The organism is Gordoniibacillus kamchatkensis (assembly GCF_000829455.1).
GTDB lineage: Bacteria > Bacillota > Bacilli > Paenibacillales > NBRC-103111 > Gordoniibacillus > Gordoniibacillus kamchatkensis.
Genome location: NZ_JXAK01000078.1, coordinates 1 through 24367, shown reverse-complemented (window position 1 = coordinate 24367; position 24367 = coordinate 1). Strand labels below are relative to the sequence as shown.

The following is a 24367-nucleotide window of genomic DNA, read 5'->3' as shown; positions in this document are numbered from 1 at the left end:
GCCAGCGCTAGCGCGGGGCGGCCGGCGTTTAGCTTAAGTTGCCGGCGTGGCGACAACCCGGGGTGCCTATTGTGCGGCGGCCGGGCAGACGTTGGTTAGGCAGGACGCCTTTCTGTACGACAGCCGGCAGACGATATTGTGGGCAAGCAGAGCCATTCACGCTACGACTGCATTTGCCGCACCAGCTACTGCCCGGGCTGTTAAATTAGCGGCATGATGGGAGCACCGGCTTACACTTTCTTTCGGATGATGCGTGGTGCTCCAACGGATTAGACGCCTCCTGCGAGATGAACAGTGCTTCCCGATAAGATAAGAAGAACGTTGATTGGGTTCTGTGCCTAATAGGCTCGAGAAAGCGCGAATACAGCCCCCGCAAAGTGCACATATATAAATAGAAGCAAGAGAAACCCTGAAGGAAAACAATGGACAGAACGCCCTCCGGATACGAGCAACTGGGGGCGGATAACGGAGTCTGGGAGCAGGCCCAAACAAGCTCGATGACATCGGTAACATACATTCCTTTCCGTTAATGCCTAGTTAACGTCATTAAGAAACGCAACTATTCGGAGCCGCTTCAGAATTTTCGGCCTTATAGGCAGATCTTGCGGACCACGGGTACGTTATCCATGACAGAACGGCGTTTGTTCTCAGGTTAACGGACTCAAAAGACGTTATTCCGGGAAAAACTGCTTCGTTGCCCGTCGAAAAAGCCAAATAGCGGATTTCAGGTCCCTTGCAGCTCCCATGCAAGGAAAAAGGCCGAATAACGGCTATACGGTCCGCTTGAGTGCTGCCTGAATGCTGCTTGAGTGCTGCCTGAATGCTGCTTGATTGCTGCGCGAGTACCGCTTGAGTGCCGCTCAAACACCGCTCTCCATCGACTGTCGCCAGACGAATGCGCGGCAAGGAAACGAAACAAGCGGAGAAGCCGCGCAATCGACAGCGCCTGAATTTCCGGCCGCAAAGATGCGACCGCGAAAGCACCGGAAACGGGGGAGCTAGTTCCAAAAGGAACCGGCTTACGATGACGTTAGAGATGGGCGCGTTTCCCGTAACGGGTACAACCGAGTCTTATACGTTGTGACGCTGCAACAAAAACGGATATTCGAACTCCCGGTTCGAATGTCCGTTTTTGTTGGCGCATCTGTGCCTGAGTCGGCTCGACACGATTCGCGATGGAGGAATGATTTTGACTTGTGGTAAAATAAAAGGAATCCACCGGCAGCGGCTATCGGGTAAGCGAATTCGCATCCTTGCCACAGCGTTGTCCCCCATTCCCACTTATAGGAGGTAGGCCTATGTACGAATTGAAGGAAAAGGAAATGATTTTCGTCTTCACCGGTCCGAACGGAGCCGGGCGCCGCACCGTAGCTGACATGTCCGGTTCTACGCTGGGCGTAAAGCAGGTCATTTCGTATACGACCCGCCCCCCGCGAGCTAACGAAGTGGATGGCCAGGACTACCATTTTTTGAAGCCGGCGCAGTTTTTCCAGGCGCAGCAAAATGGCGAATTTCTCGAAATTTCAGAGATCGACGGCAACTTGTACGGTGTCAAAAGCCGCGATATTGAAGAGCGGTTCCGGTCCAAAGGCTCTATTTACTTGATCCTTAACCGTTACGGCGCGCAAAAGCTGAAGGAGCTGTACGGCGACCATGTCGTCCGCATTTTCATTTACGCCGATCGCCGGCTCGTGGAGCAGCGGTTTCGCGAAAAAGGCTACAATGAAGAGCAGATCGCCGGCTTCATGTCCCACTTCGACGAGGAGATGGCGTACAAGGACGAGTGCGAGCATGCATTCGAGAACATCGATCTGGCGCATACGGTGTTCGACTTGACGAAGACGCTCGACAAATACCTGGAGCGGAATTTGCTCGATCTTGACTAAGCCGGCGGGCCGCAGACGGCGCCGCAACGACATATTCACATGGCAGCTGCGGCTCATCTTTGGAGCCGGGGCTGCTTTGTTTTTGGCATTCGCAAGCCAGAAGGAGGATTCCCCATGCGTATCGTATCGATCGAACCGACTCCAAGCCCGAACTCGATGAAGCTCAACCTCGATGAATCGCTGCCCGCCGGTGAGCGGTACACGTTCACGGCGGAGCAAGCACGAGAGGCGCCGGACTATGCGCGCAACCTGCTGCAAATTCCCGGAGTGAAGAGCTTGTTCCATACTGCCGACTTTATCGCCCTCGACCGGATGCCGAAAGGCGATTGGCAAGCCATTCTGAGCGCCGCCCGCGATGTGCTGGGCGAGGCGCCGGGAAGCCCGGCGGCCGGCACGGATCCCGACGCTGCCGCAGCGGGGCCGAGCGGTGCGGCTCCCGCCGCCGCCGGACAAAGCGGCGCAAGCGCCCCAGCTCCGCCGCCACGGGCCAAACCGCCGCGAACCCTACCGCCGCAAACCAAAGCGCTGCAGCCCCGGCCCAAGTTGCCGCCTTCGGCGAGGTCACCGTGCTGCTGCAGACGTTCCGCGGCATCCCGCTGCAGGTGCGGGCGCAGGGCGGCGGCCAGGAAGCGCGCATCGCCATGCCGGAGCGGTTCGCGCCGCTGCGGTCGAAGCCGGCAAAGCGGCGCCGAACTTGATCAAGGAGCGCCGCCTGGAAGAGCTCGGTGTCCGCTACGGCGAGCTGCAGGACGTACTGAACGAAGTCGTCCAAGAACTGGACGCCTCGTATTCGGACGAGCGGCTTCAGCAGCTCGTCGCCGCTTCTTATGCGGCGGGCGGCGACGCCGACGCCGCAGCGGAAGCGGCGGACGCGGCGCAAACCGCCGCCGCCCCGAGCGAAGCGGAGCTTGCCGCGCAGCTTCGCTCCGCCGACTGGAAGCAGCGCTACGCCGCGCTGCAGCGCATCAAGCCGTCGCCGGAAACGCTGCCGCTGCTCGCTTCGCTGCTGGACGACGACAACGCCTCGGTGCGCCGCCTCGCCGTCGTCTATATCGGCGACGTGCGCGAGCCGGAAGCGCTGCCGTACCTGTACCGCGCCTTGCGCGACAAAACTCCGGCCGTTCGCCGCACGGCCGGCGACACGCTGTCCGACATCGGCGATCCCGCCGCCATCCCGGCCATGACCGGTGCGCTGCGCGACGACAACAAGCTGGTCCGCTGGCGCGCCGCCCGCTTTCTGTACGAGGTCGGCGACGAAACGGCTGTGCCCGCGCTCCGCGAAGCGGCGGACGACCCGGAATTCGAGGTGCGGCTGCAAGCCCGCCTCGCGCTCGAGCGCATAGAAGGCGGCCGCGCCGCCGAGGGCTCGGTGTGGCAGCAGATGACGCGGCGTAACGACGACACGCGGTAGCCGCGGCATTTTGACGACGAAGAGAGGATGAACCGCCCATGCATGATTCCCGCATCACCAAAATCGCCGAGCTAATTGTTTCTTATTCCATCGATGTCCGGGAAGGCGACAACGTCTGGATCGACAACAACACGTCCGACCCCGCCCTCGCGCTCGAGCTGATGCGCTGCATCGCCGAGCGCGGCGGCAAGCCGTACGTGAAAACGGGCAACCAGCGCATCACCCGCCAGCTGCTGAAGTACGCCACGGAAGATCAGCTCCGGCTGTGGGCCGAAAACGATCTCGCTCTGATGAAACAAATGCAAGGCTACATCGCGCTCAGCGGCAGCGAAAATATTTCCGAGCTGTCGGACGTGCCGGCGGAGCGGATGCAGCTGTACCGAAAGCTGTATTTGAAGCCAATTCATTTTGACGTGCGGCTGCCGAATACGAAATGGGTGCTGCTCCGCTACCCGAACTCGGCCATGGCCCAGCTTGCCAATATGAGCACCGAAGCGTTCGAAAACTTCTACTTCGACGTATGCACGATGGACTACGCGCGAATGGACCGCGCCCAGGACGCGCTCAAAGCGCTCATGGACCGCACCGATCAAGTGCGCCTCGTCGGCCCCGGCACCGATCTCACGTTCTCGATCAAGGGCATCGGCTCGGTCAAGTGCTCCGGCCAAAACAACTTGCCCGACGGCGAAGTGTTCACCGCCCCGGTGCGGGATTCCGTGAACGGCGTCATCACGTACAACACCCCTTCGCCGTACGGCGGGTACGTGTACGAGAACGTCCGCCTCGAATTTTCGCAAGGCCGGATCGTGCAAGCGTCGGCTGCGGCGAATAACGATGGGCTGAACCAAATTTTCGATACGGACGAAGGCGCGCGCTATGCCGGCGAATTCGCCATCGGCGTCAACCCGTACATTTTGCAGCCGATGAAAGATATTTTGTTCGACGAAAAAATCGCCGGCTCGTTCCACTTCACGCCCGGGATGTGCATCGACTCGACTCCGAACGGCAACCACTCGTCCGTGCACTGGGATCTCGTGAACATTCAGCGCCCCGACTACGGCGGCGGCGAAATATGGTTCGACGGCCGCCTGATCCGCAAAGACGGGCTGTTCGTCGTGCCCGAGCTGGAGCCGCTCAATCCGGACAATTTGAAGTAATCTCGAGTAACGCCGCCGGCCTTCAAACTAGGGAGCGTCCGGCGAATTCGCCTTAAATCATTGCACCGTGTCGCTTCCAAGAAAGCGGAACGAGACTTCAAGCTCTCACGGGGCTTTATCCGAGCTCGTGCTCAGCTTGCTCGCCGGCACGCGAATCGCATACAGGGACAAGTTTGCTTCCCGCTTGGTTAGAGGAGGCCGCCCGTTTCCCTATCCACCCTTGCGGCAAACGTAAACGAATGCGGGCGGCAGGTTCCATAGGACGAAGTAGATCGTCTCCAGCGTCCATTTTCGGCTCAACGCAGCTTTCATCTGAAGCGAGTACTGGAACGCGACAAACAGGCCGCCCGGCTTTAGCGCCAGGTCGATTTGCTCAAGCAGCTGCCGCCTCATCTCCTCCGCAAAATTGAAAAAAGGCAGTCCGCTGACGATGGCGTCAAGCTGTCCGATCCGGTTCGTCTCCATTTCCTCGCGAATTCGCAGCGCATCGGAGCAGCATCTATATTCCGGGTACTCGAGCTGCAGCTTATGGCGAAAATCCGGATCCTTCTCGAATAGCAAAACGTCGGCGCCCCCACGGTTCGCCTTCCGAATCATACTCGTGATTGCTCCCGTTCCCGCGCCCAATTCGGCTACAGCCTTTACGCCGTCCCACGGCACGTGCGCCACCATTTTGGCGGCAAGTGCTTGCGAACTTGGCGTCACGCTGCCGATCTGCCGGGAAGCGCGAAAATATTTGAAAAGAAACATCCACTTGTCGTGCAAGACTCCATCGATCATAGCTCATCCCCCCTGCGAAAACCTGTATATCCGCTCGCTAAATTCCGGAGCCGATCCGTTTACCAGCGGTCGGCTCTTCCCCTTCTTTGATTCCGTAGCGCTCCCACCATCCGGCCAAGGCTGCCGGCGACCACCACGCCCGCTTGCCGAGCAGGCGCATCGTAGCCGGTACGAGCAGCCCCCGCACGATGGTGGCGTCGACCACGATAGCGACAACGAGCCCGACGCCGATCATTTTCATGAACGTAATTCCGGACGTCATGAATCCTCCAACCACGACGATGAGCAGCAATGCGGCGCTCGTAATGATGCCCGCCGTACGCTGCACCCCCAGTGCGACCGATTCGACGGGATCGCCGGAGCGGACCCACTCCTCGCGCACCCGCGAGAGCAGAAACACCTCATAATCCATCGAGAGCCCGAAAGCCATCGCTACGATGAGCACAGGGAAATTGACATCTACTGCGCCCACCGGTACGAAATGAAGCAGCCCTTGCAGATAGCCGTCCTGGAAAATGAGCTTGATCGCCCCGAACGAGGCCGACAGCGACAACAGGTTCATGACCAAGGACTTGAGCGGCAAAACGACCGAACCGAAAGCAAGAAACATCACCAGGAAAGAAACAACGGCGACGAACAAAGCCATCCACGGCAACCGCGAGCCGATCATATTGACGATGTCGACTCTGGAGACCGGCATGCCGGTAAAGAGCGCTTTGGCGCCCGGCGGAGGCGTCTGCGCCCGCAGCTCTTGCACCATCCGGCTCGCCTCGCGCGACTGAGGATCCATCGTGTAACCGAGAGTGAGCCGCGCCAAACGATCATGCGTCCCCGTCACTTTCGCGCCGTTTACGCCCTCGACCGCGTCCAGCCGCTTGGCGTAATCCGCAAGCGCGGACTGCGCTTCCGGCGAAGCTGCCGTCTCCCGCATTTCCACGACGACGGTAACGATCCTGGCCGGGTCCGCTTGAAAGTCGGTTCTCATCTTGTCTGTCACCGCACGGGCATCCGCTTGGACAGGCAGCACCCAATCCCCGGGCCGCGCCCAGTTCACGCCGAGAAATGGCAATCCGAGCGCAACGAGAAAAAGAACGATGACCAGCGTGCTGACGAGCGGCCGGCGCATGACGGCGTGCGCTGTTCGGTACCAGCCGCCTTTGGTTTCATCAAAATCCCGGTCTGCCGCTCCTTTCTTCCGAAGCCTCGGCAAAGGCATCCGCAAGGAGTTGACCCGGTGACCGGCAAACCGAAGCAGCGCTGGCAGCACGAACAGCGTGCTAAGCACGGCGAACAGCACGGCAGCCATGCCGCTGTAACCCATCGAGCTTAAAAATCGCGACGGAAACACGATCAGGCACGCCAGCGAAACGGCCACCGTCAGCCCGGAAAAAGCGACGGTGCGCCCGGCCGTAGCCATCGTCCGTTCCACCGCATCGTCGATCGACTTGCCATGAGCGAGCTCCTCGCGAAAACGGCTGACGCAGAACAGCGCGTAATCGATCGATAGGCCAAGGCCCAGCATCGTGATCACGTTGATCGAAAACGTGGAAATATCGACGAATGCCGTAAGCGACCTTAGCACCGCAAACGAACCGACCGCTACCACGGCGCCGATGGCCAGCGGCAGAGCGGCAGCGACTGCGCTGCGAAAAATAAGCACCAGCAAAACGACGAGCAGCGGCAACGATAACGTTTCGGCGAGCGCTATATCTTTGCCGGTCTGCGCATTCACTTGCTCGGTCATCGCAGTAAGCCCGCCGAACCGGACGGTCAGCCCTTCGGCCTTGAACGCGTCTTTGATTTTCTTAAACTGCTGGACTCGGCCCTGATCGTCGTTCGAAGGTAGCTGGACAGCAACGTAGGTCGCGTGCCGGTCTTTGGAGACGAGCGCCTCGTCCCGTGTCGACCAGTACGACTGCATCCGGACGACCGCATCCCGCGGAACGGCGGAGAGCGCCTGCTCCACCGCTCCGGCAAAAGCAGCATCGTCAACGGTCAAGTCCCGGCTCTCATAAAGCACAACGACATCGGCTGCGTAGCGTCCGAGGGGCCCCGCCAGCAGCTCGTCAGCTTGGGTCGATTCGCTGCCGGGATCGTCAAACCCGGCCCCGCCGGTAAGCCTTCCGAACGCTCCACTCCCCCATACGCCAGCGAAAACGATAAACACCGCCGTGACCGCGACGACGAGCCAGCGGCGTCTCGCGGCCCATTTGCCCAATATTGCGTATAAGCTTTTCCCCACTTCGAATCACTCTCTCCTCTGCTCATGTAGAATACTGGAATAACCAAAATATACAACAACCGATATACAAAGTAAACTGAAATATACTATTTTAGTTTAATTCGGTTTATTTCATTCATTTTGTTTACTTTGTCTTTTGTTGTGCTATACTACAAGTCATGAAGCGAAAGGAGGTCTCTTTCGATGCAAAAGACGGACAGCAAAAACAAATATTTCGATAAAATCAAACCTGTGCTGAGAAAAAGCAAATTCAGCCAGCTCAATATGGACGACTTGTCCAGACATATGGATATCAGCAAAGCGACGTTATACAAGTACTTCTCTTCCAAAGACGAAATTATTACGATGTTCGTGGATCATTGCGTGGACTATTTCAAGTACGAAAAGATGGTCATGAACGATGAAACGCTGACGTACGCGCAGCGTTTTCAAAAAATGTACGAACACTCCTTGAAATCCGTCATTTATATGCCCGACATTCTTGTACAGGATTTGAAAGAGGTTTATCCGCATTTATTCGATAAGCTTGTCGTGTCGCAGCAAGAGCGGATCAAAGGCTTGCACGGATTTTTCGAATCGGGTGCGGACAGCGGCGTGTTCAACCGGATCAACGCGACGTTGTTCCTGGTCCAGGACGATGCCGTGCTGCGGCGCATTATGGAGCCTTCGTTTTCGATCCAGTTCGACTTGACTTTGAAACAAGCGCTCATCGATTTTTATCTGTTAAAAAAGCAGCAGCTGATCGCGCCGGCCATGCTGGACACGGTGGACGACGCGGAGATGGAACGGCAAATTGCGCAAATCATTCAACGAATATCTTGAATGAAAAAAGACCTCCGATCCCGCCGCTAAAGGCTTGGGTCGAAGGTCTTTCTGCAATTGCTTTATTTTTTGAACTGCTCGAAGAAGACGATGCGGTCTTGCAAATCGGGATGCGTTCCGCGGAACCAGACGACGAGCGGCGGCTGTTTGACGGGGCTGAGGTTGTCCTTGGCGATTTTTTGGAAAGCCCGGATCGCGGCGTCGCCGTCCCCCGTCAGGCGCATCGCATACGCGTCGGCGCGGTGCTCGAGGTAACGCGAGAAGGCGTTTTGCGCAGGGGTTAGCGCGATGCCGAGCATAGTGACGATGAGCAGCAGCGCCGGGAGCGCCGCCAAATCGGGTCCTTCGCGGCGAATGCCGAAACGATGGCCGCCGCGGCGCACAAACTGTTCGAGCAGCCGCTGCGACGCCCACAGCAGGGCGAACGTCACGACGATGCCGACCGCCGTCTCGATGTAGATGTGCTTCTCTTTGTAATGCCCCATCTCGTGAGCCATAATGACGAGAATTTCGTCGTCCTTCAGCTTGTTCAGCGTCGTATCCCACAGCACGATACGCGCGCTTTGGCCGATGCCGGTAACGTACGCGTTGACCGCGTTCGTTCGCGCCGACATGTTCACCTCGTACACTTGATGCGCCGGGATGTCCGCCGATGTGGCGAGCGCGAGAATTTTGCCCTTGAGGCTGGCGTTGTGCAGCGGCTCGAATTTGTTATACAGCGGATCGAGCACGACCGGCTGCAGGAACGTGACGAACACGACCAGCGGCACCGAGATCACGCTGAGCCACAGCCACCAGCGCTTCGGGCTGCGCTTCATCAGCCACAGCAAAACGATGGCGACGAAGCCGGTGCTCACCCATTCCACGCCGAGATCTTTGACGTGGTCGAACAGGAACGTGCTGAGCGGCGTATTCGACAGTCCATAGCCCCGGTCAACGCGCAGCAAAACGTAGTCAAGCGGCAAAAACAGCAGGTCGATCACGGCCAGGAAAACGAGCACGAACAAAGCCGTGCGCAGCAGCGAGCTGCGCAGGCGGCTTTCGAGCCGGTTGCGCAGCCGCACGCCGAAGCCGAGCAGCAGCGCCAGCACCGCCGCATGAAGCGGCGTGGCGATGAAGTAGACCAGCGAATGGATGCGCGACAGCGACTCTCCTTTATGAATTTGCTCCGGCGTCATGAATGTGCCCGGATCCGCCGGTGTGCCGGCATATTGCGGAGAAGGCGCGTACAAGTTTCCAAACGTAAAATACAGACAGATGCCGGCCGCATAGACGACCAGCGCCAAAGTCAGCCATAGCGGCCAACGTTTTCTCAATTCGGATCACTCTCTTTTCGTCATGGTGCGCGTTTCGGTTACAGGCGCATCGCTTGCGCCAGCAGCTCGTAAGAGCGCAGCCGCGCTCCGAACTCATAGGCCGTCGTCACGACGATCACTTCCCCGACGCCGTACTGGCGGCTGAACGCGAGCAGCCGGTTTCTGACCGTCTCCGGCCCGCCGACGATCATCCGTTTGCGGTTTTCGGCGATGCGCAGGCCGTCCCATTTGCCGTACGGGTAGGCGGCCGCTTCCGCTGGCGACGGCACGTCGCCGAATTCGCCTTTCTCCTGCCTCAGCAGCTGCAAGTCGGCGGAAGCGGCGAGCCGCCCCGCCTCTTCGTCCGTATCCGCGCACAGCACGTAGACGGCAGCGCTCGCTTCCGGCACGGCGCCGAGAGCGGACGGCCGGAAGCTGCGCTTGTACGACTGCACGACGCTCTCCCCGCCGCTGCCGTTAATAAAATGCGCAAACGCGAACGCCGCCCCGAGCCCCGCCGCGAACTGTGCGCTGCGGTCCGTCGAGCCGAGCAGCCATAGCTGCGGCGCCGAATCGATCAGCGGCACCGCGCTGATGCCTTCATGGCGGTGGCCAGTCGGCACCGTGTCGGTCAAGAAGCAGGCGAGCTCGCCGAGCTGCTCGGGAAACCGCTCCGGCGCGTCCGGCCGGCCGTCGCGCAAAGCGGCAGCCGTACGCGGCATCCCGCCCGGCGCGCGGCCGATCCCGAGGTCGATGCGGCCGGGGTACAGCGCTTCGAGCGTGCGAAACTGCTCGGCGACTTTCAGTGCGCTGTAATGCGACAGCAGCACTCCCCCGGAGCCGATACGGATTCGCGACGTGCGCGCCGCCAGCGCCGCGACGAGCACTTCCGGCGACGAGCTGGCGATGCCGGGGGTGCTATGGTGCTCCGCCACCCAGAACCGCGTATAGCCGAGCCGGTCCGCCGCCTGCGCCAGCTCCACCGTCTGTGCCAGCGCAGCCCGGTGCGAGCCGCCGGAGCGACCGGAGCTTGATCGAGAATGCTTAGCTTCAGCACGGCTTATCCCCCCGCAACGCGAAATCGTTAGTCAAATTATACCTTATTCGCGCGGAGAAGCGAAAAGACCTCGCCGAAGCTTCGGCGAAGTCTTTTTCGTTCTATCGGATGTATAAGGCCGGGCTTGTACGCGGCTAATTCCGCAGTATGGCAAACTTGACCGTCCCAGATGGGGCTTGAACCGTTATCCCCGGGTTGGCATATGGTTGGGCAGCCGGAGCGGTTAACCGGCCTGCGCTCCGCTTGTCAGTTCGGCTAAAACTTCGAGCAGGCGCTCGTTCTCCTCCTGCGTGCCGACGGAGATGCGAACATAGTCCGGCAGCCCCCAGATCGCAGCGTACCGGACGATGACGCCGCGGCGCAGCAAGCCTTCGTACAGCTCCTTCGCCTGCGGTCCGAGGCGGACGAGTACGAAGTTGCTTTCGCTCGGCGTGGAAGCAAAGCCTTGATCGTTCAAGCGCCGGATCAACAGCTCCCGGCCCTCCGCGTTAAGGCGCTGCGTACGTTCGACATGGGCGTTGTCCTGCAGCGCCGCGATCGCCGCGTCCTGCGCCAGCGCATTGACGTTGAAAGGCTCCTTCACGCGCAGCAAAGCGTCAATGACGTACGGCTGGGAAACGGCATAGCCGACGCGGATGCCGGCCAGGCCGTAAATTTTGGAGACGTCTGCAGCATAAGCGCCGTTCTCCCTTGCCGGATGAACTCGAGTCCGTCGCTGTAATCGGCCGCCGCGGCAAAATGGCTGTAAGCGGCATCGATGACCGGCAGCACGCCGTCCGGCAGTCCGTCCAAAAGGCGCTGCAGCTGCGGCGCGGGGATATACGTCCCGGTCGGGTTGTTGGGCGTGCATACAAAGACAAGCTTCGTGCGTGCCGTGACCGCGCCGAGAATGGCGTCGACATCGTAGCCGAAATCAGGCTTGAGCGGCACGGTGACGATATTGGCGCCCATGAGAAGTCCCGTAAATTCGTACTCGGTGAACGATGGGATCGGCACGACGACCTCGTCGCCGTCTTCGAGATACGCTTCCGCCACAAGCTTGATCAGCTCGTCGGCGCCATTGCCGGCGATAATGTGCTGGGGCGTAACGCCGTGCTTCGCCGCCAGCGCTTGCCGCAGCCGGCTGAAATCGGCGTCGGGATAGCGATGCAGCTCCGCAGCGCTGCGGGCAATGGCTTCCAGCGCCAGCGGCGACGGCCCTAGCGGATTCTCGTTGGAAGCGAGCTTGACGACACGGTCGAGTCCGTGCTCGCGCTGCACTTCCCAGATCGGCTTGCCGGGCGAGTACGGCTTCAGCCGATTGACCGCTTCGCGCACCTCCGGTCCGTTTTGTGCGCTTGCGGGAGTAGGTTGTAAGCTCATCGTCATCAGCATCCTTTCGTTGGTTTGTGGGGCGGGGATTGGTTAGCGTTGGGTCGCTATAGTATATTACCAAGTTACCACGTTACCAAGATAAAGTACAGGTTTTTTTTTTTCTGCTTTCCTCCATGTCCACATCGACCTGCCGGAAGCGAATTTGTTCAAAATTTGTTGGAGGGACCGAAGAGACCCTCACTTCCCGGATGCCTCCAAGAAAATTCAGCCGGTTTTAAACGGATTTTAAAGTAAAGCCGGTATTATTTTAAAATATAAGAATTTCTATCGATGCGCTCAATAACCGTGCTTATATTTCATCGGGAAACGCGCTCGTCTTAAAGACGGCGTAAGCCGTTTCCTCTTGCGATAAAAAATCCGGAAACATCATGAATATCAGAGGTGGAGCATGATTGCTGGGGAAACATTAATCGAGTGCATGCGGGAAAGGGCTTGGCTATCGGCTGATCGCAAGGCTTATACATTTTTGAAGGATGGCGAATCGAATGAAGCGTACATCACGTATTCGCAGCTAGACGCTCAAGCAAGTAAAATCGCTGCCCTGCTGCAGGAGCACGGGTGCGCCGGGGAGAGGGTTTTGCTGGTTTATCCGCCGGGCATCGCCTATATTGCGGCATTTATGGGGTGTTTGTATGCGGGGGCGATTGCAGTACCGGTTTATCCGCCGCGCCAGAACAAATCGCTGGGGCGCATTCAGGCGATTGTTCGCAATGCAAAACCGACGGCCGCTCTTACGGAGACGGCGATTTTGCAGAGGATGGGCGGCGCCAAAGCACAATTAGGTTCACTGCAATGGCTAAACACGGATGAGCTCGATTCGCTTGGTGGATTATCCGACGGGTGGAAGCCCCAGGCCGCTTCCGGCGATTCGCTCGCCTTCCTTCAGTTTACGTCAGGTTCCACGGGCGCGCCAAAAGGCGTGATGCTGACGCATCGCAATTTGCTCAGCAATTTGCGGCTTATTCACAAGCAGTTCGCCATTACGCCGGAGGATGTCGCAATCGGCTGGCTTCCCCCCTATCACGACATGGGGCTGATCGGCAATTTGTTGACATCGTTCTATTCCGGAATCCATATGATATTCTTCTCTCCGATGGATTTTTTGCAGCGGCCGGTCCGTTGGCTTCAGGCGATCACTACTTATAAAGGGACACTTAGCGGCGGCCCGAATTTTGCTTACCAGCTATGCGCGGACAAAGTAACGCCGGAGCAAGCAGCCTCGCTTGATTTAAAGAGCTGGCGGTTGGCGTTCGTCGGGGCGGAACCGATTCGCGGCAGAACGTTAACCTGTTTTCAGCAAGCTTTCCAATCCCGGGGCTTTCGCCGCAGCAGTTTCTACGGCTGCTACGGGCTGGCGGAAGCGGCATTGTTCGTTACCGGAGGCCCGTGTCACTGGAACCGACGTTGATCAAAATCGATTCTCAATTGCTTGAGGAAAATATGGTTTTCCAAGCCGATATAGACGGTCCATCGACTGAGCTAGTGAGCAGCGGCGCTGTTCCGCCCGAGCTGGAATTATGCATCGTCGATCCCGTTTCGAAGTCGCCGTGTCCCCCTCATCGGGTTGGCGAGATTTGGATCAACGGGCCGGGCAACGCGGCGGGTTATTGGAATGACGCGCCGGGAACGCAGGAGACGTTCCTGAATGAACTGGACGGAAAAGGCGCTTATATGCGCACGGGGGATTTGGGATTTATTTGGGACGGCCACCTGTTCATCACCGGGCGGATCAAGGATCTTATCATCCTGAACGGAAAAAATGTGTATCCGACCGATCTCGAAGAAACGGCCGGCACTAGTCACGAAGCGGTTCGACCGGGCAAGTGCGCCGCGTTCTCGGTAGACTTGGGCAAGGGGGAAGCGATTGTTCTGGTCTGCGAGTTGGAACGAACGTTCCTGCGAAAAGGCAACATGAAACAAATTGCCGAGACGATCAGGCGAAACGTCCAGACGACTCACGAGTTGTCTCTGCATGACGTCATATTGGTCAAACCAGTCTCGCTGCCAAAGACTTCGAGCGGGAAAATACAGCGGTTTCTTTGCAAGGAGCAGTATATGACCGGCACACTCGACACCGTGTTTGCTTGGTCGAACGAGTACGAAACAGCACGGGAGGAGCCGGATCGGGCGGTAGTGGTTAACGCCGCTGCGGAAACCGTGGAGGCCCAGCTTGTTAAAAACATGATCGTGCTGCATGTCGCCCGGGAGTTGAAGCTGGATGCCGGACAAGTCAGTATCGACGAGCCGCTGACCGGGATGGGCATCGACTCGCTCAAAATGATGTCCATGGCCACGGAACAGGAAGAACAGCTGAAGCTGACGTTAACACCGGATCTGTTTTACGATTATCCGACGATACGGTCGCTTAGCGGGAAAATCGGAGTCATGCTGCTGGACCAACAAGCGGGGCCGCAGGCCCCATCGGATTCAGCCGAACCCGCGATTCCCGACGAGAATTATCGAATTGAATATTTTCCGGAATACCGCGCGCTGAAGGAACAGCTAAACGGGCTGAGCCTATCGCGGGTCAAGAATCCGTATTTCATGGTGCACGATGTGATCAGAACCGGTACGACACGAGTTTCCGAGCGGGAGCTGATCAGTTTCTCCAGCTACAATTATTTAGGCTTGTCCGGCCATCCGAGCGTCTCGGAGAAGGCGAAAGCGACAATCGATCGGTTTGGCACCTCCGTTTCCGCAAGCCGGATCGCGAGCGGCGAGAAGCCGTTTCACCGGCGTTTGGAACAGGCGATAGCGATATGATCGGAACGGATGACAGCCTTGTGTTCGTCGGCGGACATTCCACCAACGAATCGACAATCGGTCATCTGATGCGCAAACAGGATATGATTGTCGTCGACGCTTACTGCCACAACAGTATTATCCAGGGAGCGATGCTGTCGGGGGCGAAGCTGTATTCGTTCCAACATAACGACGCGAACGCCTTGGAAGCGATACTGCGCGACAACCGGATGCGGCACGAGCGCTGCCTGATCGTTGTCGAAGGCGTATACAGCATGGACGGCGACATCGCCGACTTGCCGGCTTTCATCGCGCTTAAAGAGCGTTTTAAGGCTTTGCTTATGGTAGACGAGGCACATTCGATCGGCGTACTTGGCGACAGCGGCAAAGGCATTGGCGAACGCTTCGGGCTCGATCCGGCTTCCGTCGACCTATGGATGGGAACGCTCAGCAAGGCGCTGGCGAGCTGCGGCGGTTACATCGCCGGTTCTCGCGCTATGATTGATTATTTGCGTTATACGGTTCCAGGGTTTCTGTTTAGCGTGGGGATCTCGCCTCCCAATGCGGCAGCGGCGATTGCAGCCATCGAGACGCTGCAGGCAGAGCCGCAACGCGTAGCCAAGCTTCGCCATAACGCGGAATTGTTCCTGACCCTTGCGAAGAGCAAAGGGTTAAACACCGGTCTTAGCGGAGGAAGTGCGATCGTGCCGGTCATAGTGGGCAATTCGGTTGCCAGCTTGAACCTTGCGGAAATGCTTGCCTGCGAGGGCGTGAACGTGCATCCGTTCTTATTTCCGGCCGTCGCCGAAGAAGAGGCAAGGCTGCGCTTTTTCATCACGAGCGAGCATTCGGAGGAGCAAATCCGGTTTACCGTCGATGCGGTCGATCGCTGTATGCGGGCTTTGCCCGTGTAATGCCTGGGAGGGGAAGACGAAAAATGGAGAATGGAACGATTTTCGTTACGGGAGGCAACGGGTTCATCGGCTCCCGCGTCGTCCGCCTTTTGGCGGAGCGGGGCTACCGGGTGCGCTGCTTGCTTCGCCCCTTCAGCGACACGTCGCGAATCGATCATGTGCCGGTGGAACGCGTAGTAGGAGATATTTTGATGCCTGACACCCTTCGTGAAGGTATGCATGGCTGCGCAGGCGTCGTTCATATGGCTGGGCTGTCGAATTGGAAGGACATCGCGTCCGAACGGATGCCGGCCATCGTGGAGGAAGGGACGCGGCATGTGCTGGAAAGCGCCAGACTGAACGGCGGCTTGCGCACCGTGTTCGTTAGCACGCTGGCTGCCGTTAACGGGACAGCCGCTCCTGTGATCATGAACGAAACGACGGTGTATGAGCTGCCGGACCATCCGGATTTCGCCTATGCGGCGTCAAAGCGCAAAGCCGAGGAGATGTGCCGCCGGATGGCGGACGACGGGCTTCCCGTCGTCATCGTGAATCCTGCCGAAGTATACGGTCCGCTCGATTTCGGTCTCGTTACAGCGCGTAATCTTGTCGATATGGCGAAGAACAATCCGGTGTTGATCTGTTCCGGAGGAACTGGCATCGTCCACGTCGAGGATGCGGCAGCCGGCATCGTGGCGGCGCTGGAGAAAGGGCGGAGCGGCGAACGGTATATTTTGGGCGGGGAGAACTTGACGATTCGCGAGCTGGCGTTGATGACGGTATCCATCCTGCAGCAGCGCAAGAAGGTTTGGACGTTGCCGAACGGATTGATCCGTTTTGCAGCACGGTGGGGCAAAAGGCTGGGCGTTCCGCTGCCGTTCGAACCCGATGTCATCCCTTATGCGACCCGATACTGGATGATGGATAATACGAAAGCCAGGGTCGAATTGGGGGTCCAGTTCCGTTCGGCCGAAGAGACGCTTCGCGACACGCTTCAGTTGCTCCGTCAGGAGCGAATCATTTGATCGAGCACCAACTGCCGCAGATGATCGGCCCGCTCTTCGTAAGTAGCGGGGAAAGAGGCGAGCAAGGAGCGAATATTTTGCCGGTACATATCTAGGCGCTCCAACATCGCGATAAGGGTATCCGCCACATGTCTCGGATCTTCACAGCTTTTACCCAACTCATATAGATCAATCGTGCTGATTGAGCCCCTGTCGTTCGAGGGAACTTTACCGACGGCTAGAATCGGCGTTCCGCTGAACAGGCTTTCGATGAAGACGCTGGCAGACGGGCGAATGACGACGCAATCGACGGCTCGTAAATACTCGTCCAAGTTGTTCACGAACCCAAATGCCTGAACGCGTATATGCGCCGGAACGGCAAACGACTCGATCGCGAGCCGTGCCGACTCGTCCCTGCCGCATATGACCATGACGTGAAGCGGCCCGGGGAAACGGCGACACAGCTGACGGACCGTGTCCGTTAGCAGCGAGCCGCCGATGCTGCCGCTCACGACCGCAACGGCGGGGACGTTCGGCAAGATGCCGAACCGCTCGCGAAGCAACCCGCGGTTTTTTGCGGCAAAATACTTTCGTTCCGCCAAAGGCCCGATCACTTCGACGCGATTGCGGTTTCGCTCCGGCAAGCAGGGCGACCCGTTGCGATAAATCGAATGCTTGCGGGGACGGAGCGCGTACTCGCTCCAGACCTTCGACACATAAAAAATCTTGCTGAACCATGACGCGGAACGGCCGAGAGGGTGAGCAAAATAGGCTTCGCCCATATCGTAGTTGCGAATCGCCTTAGCCGTTTCCGGCAAGCAGCAAAGGTGTAGCGCATAGGGGTTTACGAGGTCGATGAAGGTCGATATTTCGGATAAAAAAATGAAAAACGGAATGTTTTTTTCCTTCGCGTAGGTGGCCAGCACTTTATTGGAGGCGTCGGAGGTGCTGATGATGAAATCCGGGGAGACGCCGTCCAGCTTCTTCAGACAATGGTCGATTTCCAGCACCTCGCCGACGGGCAACAGGAATATACGCATCAGGAAATTCATGACGATATCGGCCGTCCGTATGCGATTTCGGCGAATAAGGTAGTTCCACAGAGCGCTTACCATTTTCAAGTTCGCGGAATCGAACAATTCGCTGCCGCTAGTTTTGACGATCTCTGCATCAGGGATGCCGGATAAGATATCTGCTAGAATCGTTGCGTTCCGCTCATGACCCATCCCTGTATTTTCATATAATATTAATATTTTCAATTATATGTAATCCTTTCTATATCTTTTTTTCTTCTATGATAGTATGGAACTTGCCTCCACACAAGTATTGGTGTTATTTGCAAGTTTCGAGATAAAGGAGAAAAGACATGTCCAGTCCGAAGCTGCGATTCAGCTTGCTTTACTTTTCCAGCAAAGCATTGGCTGTAACTAAAGACAATTACCGGCTCGTCCTCGACGGGGCACAATTCGCGGATGAGCGAGGGTTTGAAGCGGTGTGGCTGCCGGAAAGGCACTTTCATGCGTTTGGCGGCTTATTTCCCAATCCATCGGTGCTCAGTGCCGCGTTGGCAGTAAAGACGAACAGGCTTCGCATCCGTGCGGGCAGCGTCGTCCTGCCGCTGCATCATACGGCGCGTGTGGCCGAGGAGTGGGCGATGGTCGATCAGTTGTCCGGCGGCCGGGTTGATTTGGCTTTCGCAGCGGGCTGGAACGCTAACGATTTCGTGTTTTCGCCCGAATCGTATACGGAACGGAACCGGCTCCTGTACGAAGGGATCGGGCGCATCCGGGAGCTGTGGCGCGGCGAGCCTTATGCCGGCTTGAACGGGAACGGCGAGCTGCTCCGGACCCGGTTGTACCCGGCGCCGGTACAGAAGGAACTTGAAGTGTGGGTCACCTGCACCAAGAACGAACACAATTTCATCCAAGCCGGAGCAATCGGTGCGAACGTGCTGACCGGACTTCTGTTTCAGACGGTGGAGGAGCTCGAAGCCAAAATCAAGCTATACCGCGACTCGCTCGCAGCGAATGGCTATGACCGAAGCCGCGGGAAAGTCACCTTGATGCTTCACACGTTCGTAGGGAAGGATCCGGCTGCCGTGCGACGTAAAGTGCAGGAACCGTTCAAGGCGTATTTGCGGGATTCCGTTGATTTATGGAAACATGCTTCTTCCGCACTCGGGAAACTTTCCCAGCGCGAACAAGACCGCGTGCTCGATTTCGCGTTCGAAAGGTATTACCGGACCTCCGCCCTGTTCGGCGATATCGGGCAATGCCTGAAAATCGCCGAGCAAATTCGAAGCATCGGAATCGACGAGATTGCCTGCCTGATAGACTTCGGTGTGGACACGCACGACGTTATGACAGGACTGGAACATTTGGACGAGCTGCGGAACGAATTTGCCTGAATGAGCGTTCCCGCACCGGCGACGAGGTGAACGGATGATGTGGATTTGGCTGCTTACGCTGCTTTGGATGTTTGCGGTAAGCGACGCTTTGGCGAAAATGTTGGGCGAATTGCGGATGACATACGGGCTGGGACAGTTTGGAGGAGGCGCCCGGCGGGAAAACGAGCTGCCCTGTGTATCAGTTATCATACCGGCCCGTAACGAGGAGCGGAACATAGGAGCTTGCGTCAGAAGCCTAATTGACCAAACTTATCCGAAAGACAAACTTCGAATTATGATCGTAGACGACCATTCGACGGATCGGACGGCAGACATCGTGCGGGAGATGCAGCGCGGCGCTGCGTATGTGGAGCTTGTGGCGGCAAGGGATTTGCCGCCGGGATGGTGCGGGAAAAACAACGCCTGCTTTTCGGGCGCAATTCACGCGGATGGAGAATGGTTGTGTTTCATTGATGCAGATACGGTGTCCGAACCGGATTTGCTCGTTGAAGCGGTCTCGTTTGCGACCGAACGAGATCTCGGGCTGCTGAGTCTGAATTTGCGCCATACGTTCGGTACGTTCGGCGAACGTTTTCTTATTCCGCCGTTCTTTTTTTCCTCGAGCCTGGAGATCAGCATTGCCAAAGCCAACAAAGAGACGGAAGCCGGGGGCGGGTGCGGGCAGTTTTTCCTGTTCCGCAAAGAGGCGTATGACAAAATCGGCGGGCACGAAGCGGTTCGCGGCGTCATGATCGAGGACGTGGAGCTGCCGAAACATGTCAAACGCAGCGGCTATCGCTACATGTGGATAGGCGGGGAACGATTCATGAGAATCCGGCTGTATACGAACATTTCCGAAGCGTGGAAAGGACTGCGCCGTCAAGGATTCGCCACGCTGCGGAACGGCGTCGCAATGTGGCTTCATATCCTGAAAATACTCGGCTTCGCATGGCTGCCGCTTCTGCTCCCGCTGTGGAACGCCCGCCAGCTTTTCGCTTCCGGCTTCTCCGCTTTCGGTATGGCCTTTCTTATCCTTTCGATTCTGGAAACTCTTTCGTTCATCGTTATGTATGTCGGACTGATCTCCGCCCTCCGGCTGCCCCTCGGATACGCTCTGTTGTTTCCGCTTTCTCTGTCTGCTCAAGTTATCAATATGATAGACGGCTGGTTGAAGAAGCGGGCGGGCAGACTGGAGTGGAAGAAGCGGTTTTACGGAACGCCGCGGCAAGGCAAATCCCGCTAGGCAAGCTAAGCAAGGATCGCCCGCAACCGGGAAACCCGGAATTCGCATGCGAACCGCCGCGAGCAGCGAAAAAAAGCATGTTCCCGGCTTGCGGCCAGGAACATGCTTCAATTTAGCAACGGGTTATTGCGCGTCTATCTTTCCAGCACGCTTTTCAAAGCCTGCAAGTCCTTGTGCACTAAGGCCGCATCATCCGCGAAAGCGGCGTCGGGAACGCCCGGCAGTTGAAACACGCTCAAAATGACCTCGCAGCCCCCGCCATTGGCCATGACCCGCATCGGTACAAGCGTCTCCCGGCCCGACAGCAGTGTAACGACATGATCCAGCACGCCGAACCGGTTCCGCTCCACGAATCTGATCGTCGCCGGACCGTCCGGCGTTTCGATTACCCATTCCCCGTCCGACTCCCGGATAGACCGGCATAAGCCGTTTGCCCAGTGCGGTAAATTCCGTGCTTCCCTAATATACTCGTATACTTGGTCCGCCTGGCGTTCGATGGAAACGCTAAGCGTGTTTGAACGGTATACTGATGCCATAACTCAAAAGCCCCTTTCTACTCACGCATACAGCATGAAAAAATTAAGCTCATGCCCGAGTTGCTTCAAATAGTTGTAAAGCTGCGACCGGTGATGGAACATATGCGTAACGATCTCGATCAGCCATTTGATTTGAACGGTTCCGTGATCGTGGTAGAATGCCTGCGTCGCCTTATGCAGCAGCTCGTCTTCGTTCATCGATACGATGTACCGCTTTAGCTCCTCGTAATTGATCCGCAGCCGTCCAGCCAGCTCATGGGCATCCGTCGTATGCTGCATGCTGTTTTCCGTCCGTTCGACTTCCTGCTGCGTTTTCTCCTGCATAATCGCCATATCCGAAGCCGGAATCGCCGCCAAATGCCGGACAAGCTGCAGCAAAGTGCGCATGTTGTCTTTCGGCCGATACTCCCATTCCCCGGGTTGAATGCGTTTGATCAGAGCTTCGCTAGTACGGACTGCCAGTTCCAGTTCCTCCAACAGATGATCCCGAATCGCCATAACGCCGTTCATTGACGTCATCTCCCCAATTTAAAATTATTGAGCGAAACGACTCTATCATAACAGCTTGGCGACGCTGCGGATTGTATAAATCGGACATGTTGTGCACCGGCTCGCCGGCAAATTCAATCATTTCGAACCTGCAGGTTCACAGCCGAATTCAGATGGCTCATTTTCCCGGCATGCTGCGGTATTCCTCGGCCGCCGCCATCGGCGTATCGCCGTAAAACTGCTTAAAGTCGCGGATAAAATGCGCCTGATCGAAATATCCGTGCCGCAAAGCAAGCGCCGGCCAATCCGCAACCCGCCCTGCGCCGATGGCGGCGACGACATTTTGGAACCGGACGATTTCGCTGAACTTTTTGGGGCCTAAGCCGATCCACGTCGCACTTCCGGTGCAATTGGCGGCAGCTGATCGCTTCGGCCGCAGCGAGCTCTTGCACAGACGTTTGCCCGCCGGATACAAAAATGCGGTGCAGCACGTTTTTCATCACCGGATCGTCCGCAGAATCGCTTGCCGCCAGCATGGACATCAGCTCGCGCTCTATGACTTGCACTTTCGCCGCCAGCGTAGGTGCTTGGCATACTTTCTCCGCCATCGCCCCGCCAAGCCGCCCCAAAACAAATCAAGCGGAATCAGTTCGTCCGCGAACTCCGCAAGGGGCAGCCGGAGCAAACGGTGTGCGCCGCCGGGAAAAAAACGGACTCCAACTTGCGCATCGGCCGTTCCGCGTCGTAGGAAATTGCGAAGGGACGGTCGAAAATGCCGCAGCAATGCGCGCTGTAACGGTCGCGAGCCACATCGTGCCCGAACAAAATGTCCGTGCAGCCGTCCGGCAGCACCCGGTCGATCGCAGCTCCCGCGGCCCCGAGCGGGCGACCGGCCGGCTCCGACGCCCAGTAGCAGGCGACGTAAGGCTTCAGCAGCGGGGACGGCGCGACTTCAACGTAACGATTGGACGGCTCTCTCCCGTTGGCCTGCACCGGCCGAAACAACGCATGCAACCGAGCATCCATGCGTACTCCTCCCGTCCTAGCGTTATGTCTATAACCTTTAAGACTTAGGACTGGCAATGCCAAAAAGGCTTGCCCGGTTTTCGCGATGAACCGGGCAAGCCTTTTTATAGGGGCGTCCTTACGTTATCCGAACAAATACTCGTTCAGCGTCGCTTTGAGCAGCTCTTGACGGCCGGATTCGTTGACGATTGGCTTGTTCTGCAGCGCGTATTGTTCGAGCGAGCGCAGCGACGCCTTGCCGCTGACGATGTCGGCGCCTATGCCTTCGCGGAAGCTCCGGTAGCGGTTCGCGATTGCGTCCTCGAAGACGCGGTCTTCGAGCAGCTTTGCCGCCACTTTCAGCCCCTTCGCATAGGCGTCCATGCCGGCGATGTGCGCGTAGAACAGATCGACCGGTTCGAACGAAGCGCGGCGCACTTTGGCGTCGAAGTTGACGCCGCCGCGGCCGAGGCCTCCGTTTTGCAGTACCTCATACATCGTTAGCGTCGTCGCGTACAGATCGGTCGGGAATTCGTCCGTATCCCAGCCGAGCAGCAGATCGCCCTGATTGGCGTCGAGAGAGCCGAGCATGCCGTGCAGGCGCGCCACGCGCAGCTCATGCTCGAACGTATGGCCGGCCAGCGTCGCATGGTTCGCTTCCAGATTGAGCTTGAAGTGATCCTTTAGCCCGTACGACTGGAGGAACGCGATCGTCGTTGCCGCGTCGAAGTCGTATTGGTGCTTCGTCGGCTCTTTCGGCTTCGGCTCGATCAGGAACTGGGCGTTGAAGCCGATCTCCTTCGCATAATCGACGGCCATATGGAACAACCGCGCCAAATTGTCCAGCTCCAGCTTAAGGTCGGTGTTGAGCAGCGTCTCGTAGCCTTCGCGGCCGCCCCAGAACACATAGTTCTCGGCGCCGAGCTCCTTGCCGATCTCCAGACTCTTTTTCAGCTGCGCCCCGACATATGCGTACACGTCGGCGTTGCAAGTCGTCGCAGCGCCGTGCACGAAACGAGGATGAGTGAACAAGTTGCACGTATTCCAAAGCAGCTTGACGCCGCTCGACTTCATATATTGCTGCATCCGTTCCACGATCGCGTCGAGGTTTCGGTTCGTTTCCTGCAGCGTATCGCCTTCCGGCGCGATATCCCGATCGTGGAAGCAGAAAAACGGAATGCCGATCTTCTCCATGAATTCGAAATGCGCCTCAAGCCGCGCTTTCGCCAGATCGAGACCGCTGTAACGGTCCCACCCGCGCACCGCGGTGCCGACGCCGAACGGATCGGCTCCCGTTCCGGTATAGGTGTGCCAGTACGCGACGGCGAAGCGCAAGTGCTCCTCCATCGTTTTTCCTGCTACGACTTCCTTCGGATTGTACTGTTTGAAAGCGAGCGGATTGCGCGAGCCTTTCCCCTCGAATTCGATCTTTCCTACGCCGTCAAAATAAGCCACAGGAATTCCTCCCTCGAATGATTTCACGTTCATCATATCATTCGCAAAAGGACTTTGTCTATTTAATAAACAAAGTTATTTGCAGCTATGTTGCTTGCCGCTTCGTTACGCCAGCTTAACGACATGCGCCGCTTGCGGCCCGCGGGGACCTTCGACTACCTCGAATTCGACGCGCTGGCCTTGGTCCAGCGTTTTGTAGCCGTTGCCTTCGATGCCCGAGTAATGCACGAATACGTCTGCCCCGTCGTCCATTTTGATGAAGCCGTATCCTTTCTCCGCGCTAAACCATTTGACCGTTCCTTGATGCATGAGTATGAAACCTCCCGGATGAGAAATGGCAGGCTTCCGCTCGAGACGACCGGAATCGCCGCCCGACTGTACCTCCGTTCCGCCCATTGCTCGGGTGCCTTTTGCCGGAGGCTCGCCGGCCTCGTTCCATTCCAATGCGACTGCGTCGGAAGTCGTACTACAATCAATATGCAAGGCCACCACGTTTATGTGCATAGCTTCGCCGTATGTTTCATGCGACTTGCTTGGGATATTTTGGATGCCTGTATCGGGCATGTTGAGGTGGCGTTTTGGGGCTCCGG

The 24367-nt window shown here is 57.6% G+C and carries 21 protein-coding genes and 3 pseudogenes; 12 read left to right on the top strand and 12 right to left on the bottom strand.

The window, feature by feature from the left end; all coding sequences use genetic code 11:
- The first annotated feature begins 1298 nt into the window (after positions 1-1298).
- The 5 genes and pseudogenes from SD70_RS28840 to SD70_RS28830 all read left to right on the top strand — a co-directional run bounded on the left by SD70_RS28840 (position 1299) and on the right by SD70_RS28830 (position 4454).
- A complete protein-coding gene (locus SD70_RS28840) occupies positions 1299-1886 on the top strand; it encodes a guanylate kinase (RefSeq protein WP_041051996.1) in 588 nt (195 codons plus the stop codon).
- Between the two features lie 39 nt (positions 1887-1925).
- Positions 1926-2195 (top strand): annotated as a pseudogene (locus tag SD70_RS40570) (NifU N-terminal domain-containing protein); the annotation flags it as partial.
- Positions 2196-2452: 257 nt separating this feature from the next.
- Positions 2453-2961, top strand: a pseudogene (locus SD70_RS40565) (virulence factor); the annotation flags it as partial.
- Positions 2947-3297 carry a HEAT repeat domain-containing protein gene (locus SD70_RS40560; protein WP_394298033.1) on the top strand — a complete coding sequence of 117 codons (351 nt, stop codon included), beginning with the start codon at positions 2947-2949 and terminating at the stop codon, positions 3295-3297. The pseudogene SD70_RS40565 and the gene SD70_RS40560, both read left to right, overlap by 15 nt.
- Positions 3298-3335: 38 nt before the next feature.
- Positions 3336-4454, top strand: a complete 1119-nt coding sequence (locus tag SD70_RS28830) for an aminopeptidase (RefSeq protein ID WP_041051995.1) — start codon at positions 3336-3338, stop codon at positions 4452-4454.
- Between the two features lie 210 nt (positions 4455-4664).
- Here the strand turns inward: SD70_RS28830 and SD70_RS28825 are convergent, their stop codons facing one another.
- Complete coding sequence (locus tag SD70_RS28825) at positions 4665-5234, bottom strand: class I SAM-dependent methyltransferase (RefSeq protein ID WP_041051994.1); 570 nt, start codon at positions 5232-5234, stop codon at positions 4665-4667.
- A 37-nt stretch (positions 5235-5271) separates the two neighbouring features.
- Positions 5272-7476: an MMPL family transporter gene (locus SD70_RS28820; RefSeq protein ID WP_052488018.1), complete on the bottom strand. Its 2205-nt coding sequence runs from the start codon at positions 7474-7476 to the stop codon at positions 5272-5274.
- 183 nt (positions 7477-7659) lie between these two features.
- Between SD70_RS28820 and SD70_RS28815 the strand changes: the two genes are divergently transcribed.
- Complete coding sequence (locus tag SD70_RS28815; protein ID WP_041051993.1) at positions 7660-8298, top strand: TetR/AcrR family transcriptional regulator; 639 nt, start codon at positions 7660-7662, stop codon at positions 8296-8298.
- A 62-nt stretch (positions 8299-8360) separates the two neighbouring features.
- Here the strand turns inward: SD70_RS28815 and SD70_RS28810 are convergent, their stop codons facing one another.
- The 3 genes and pseudogenes from SD70_RS28810 to hisC all read right to left on the bottom strand — a co-directional run bounded on the left by SD70_RS28810 (position 8361) and on the right by hisC (position 12012).
- Positions 8361-9614 carry a M48 family metallopeptidase gene (locus SD70_RS28810; protein ID WP_041051992.1) on the bottom strand — a complete coding sequence of 418 codons (1254 nt, stop codon included), beginning with the start codon at positions 9612-9614 and terminating at the stop codon, positions 8361-8363.
- A gap of 38 nt (positions 9615-9652) precedes the next feature.
- Complete coding sequence (locus SD70_RS28805; protein WP_231571641.1) at positions 9653-10576, bottom strand: LLM class flavin-dependent oxidoreductase; 924 nt, start codon at positions 10574-10576, stop codon at positions 9653-9655.
- A 297-nt stretch (positions 10577-10873) separates the two neighbouring features.
- A pseudogene (hisC, locus tag SD70_RS28800) lies at positions 10874-12012 on the bottom strand (histidinol-phosphate transaminase).
- Between the two features lie 400 nt (positions 12013-12412).
- On the opposite strand from hisC, the gene SD70_RS37250 reads away from it, so the two are divergent.
- From SD70_RS37250 to SD70_RS28785, 4 genes are read left to right on the top strand one after another with little or no spacing between them, the layout of a single operon-like run.
- The gene (locus SD70_RS37250; RefSeq protein ID WP_197081216.1) at positions 12413-13432 is read left to right on the top strand and encodes an AMP-binding protein; all 1020 of its coding nucleotides are present in this window, start codon (positions 12413-12415) and stop codon (positions 13430-13432) included.
- Positions 13411-14787 carry a non-ribosomal peptide synthetase gene (locus tag SD70_RS39540; protein WP_197081215.1) on the top strand — a complete coding sequence of 459 codons (1377 nt, stop codon included), beginning with the start codon at positions 13411-13413 and terminating at the stop codon, positions 14785-14787. Before SD70_RS37250 ends, SD70_RS39540 begins: the two co-directional genes overlap by 22 nt.
- Positions 14784-15680: an aminotransferase class I/II-fold pyridoxal phosphate-dependent enzyme gene (locus tag SD70_RS28790; RefSeq protein ID WP_082053738.1), complete on the top strand. Its 897-nt coding sequence runs from the start codon at positions 14784-14786 to the stop codon at positions 15678-15680. The genes SD70_RS39540 and SD70_RS28790 overlap by 4 nt, the downstream gene beginning before the upstream one ends.
- A 23-nt stretch (positions 15681-15703) precedes the next feature.
- A complete protein-coding gene (locus SD70_RS28785; RefSeq protein ID WP_041051990.1) occupies positions 15704-16684 on the top strand; it encodes an NAD-dependent epimerase/dehydratase family protein in 981 nt (326 codons plus the stop codon).
- On the opposite strand, the gene SD70_RS28780 is transcribed toward SD70_RS28785, so the two are convergent.
- The gene (locus SD70_RS28780) at positions 16666-17922 is read right to left on the bottom strand and encodes a glycosyltransferase (protein WP_156158250.1); all 1257 of its coding nucleotides are present in this window, start codon (positions 17920-17922) and stop codon (positions 16666-16668) included. The two genes, SD70_RS28785 and SD70_RS28780, sit on opposite strands and share 19 nt — an antisense overlap.
- Before the next feature lie 107 nt (positions 17923-18029).
- On the opposite strand from SD70_RS28780, the gene SD70_RS28775 reads away from it, so the two are divergent.
- Both SD70_RS28775 and SD70_RS34200 read left to right on the top strand, forming a co-directional pair.
- A complete protein-coding gene (locus SD70_RS28775; protein WP_082053736.1) occupies positions 18030-19070 on the top strand; it encodes a MupA/Atu3671 family FMN-dependent luciferase-like monooxygenase in 1041 nt (346 codons plus the stop codon).
- 34 nt (positions 19071-19104) lie between these two features.
- Positions 19105-20292: a glycosyltransferase gene (locus tag SD70_RS34200; RefSeq protein ID WP_052488015.1), complete on the top strand. Its 1188-nt coding sequence runs from the start codon at positions 19105-19107 to the stop codon at positions 20290-20292.
- Positions 20293-20426: 134 nt separating this feature from the next.
- Here the strand turns inward: SD70_RS34200 and SD70_RS28765 are convergent, their stop codons facing one another.
- The 6 genes from SD70_RS28765 to SD70_RS28745 all read right to left on the bottom strand — a co-directional run bounded on the left by SD70_RS28765 (position 20427) and on the right by SD70_RS28745 (position 24086).
- Entirely contained in the window at positions 20427-20828 is a 402-nt protein-coding gene (locus SD70_RS28765; RefSeq protein WP_041051988.1) for a hypothetical protein, read from the bottom strand.
- A 21-nt stretch (positions 20829-20849) separates the two neighbouring features.
- Positions 20850-21338 (bottom strand): DinB family protein, encoded by a 489-nt coding sequence (locus SD70_RS28760; RefSeq protein WP_041051987.1) that lies wholly within the window; start codon positions 21336-21338, stop codon positions 20850-20852.
- A 157-nt stretch (positions 21339-21495) separates the two neighbouring features.
- On the bottom strand, positions 21496-21792 hold the full coding sequence (locus SD70_RS38815) for a helix-turn-helix domain-containing protein (RefSeq protein ID WP_052488014.1): 297 nt from the start codon (positions 21790-21792) through the stop codon (positions 21496-21498).
- A gap of 170 nt (positions 21793-21962) precedes the next feature.
- The gene (locus SD70_RS38810) at positions 21963-22343 is read right to left on the bottom strand and encodes a DUF6597 domain-containing transcriptional factor (protein WP_052488013.1); all 381 of its coding nucleotides are present in this window, start codon (positions 22341-22343) and stop codon (positions 21963-21965) included.
- 123 nt (positions 22344-22466) lie between these two features.
- On the bottom strand, positions 22467-23777 hold the full coding sequence (gene xylA / locus SD70_RS28750) for a xylose isomerase (protein ID WP_041051986.1): 1311 nt from the start codon (positions 23775-23777) through the stop codon (positions 22467-22469).
- 105 nt (positions 23778-23882) lie between these two features.
- Positions 23883-24086 (bottom strand): cold-shock protein, encoded by a 204-nt coding sequence (locus tag SD70_RS28745; protein WP_041051998.1) that lies wholly within the window; start codon positions 24084-24086, stop codon positions 23883-23885.
- Between the last annotated feature and the right edge of the window lie 281 nt (positions 24087-24367).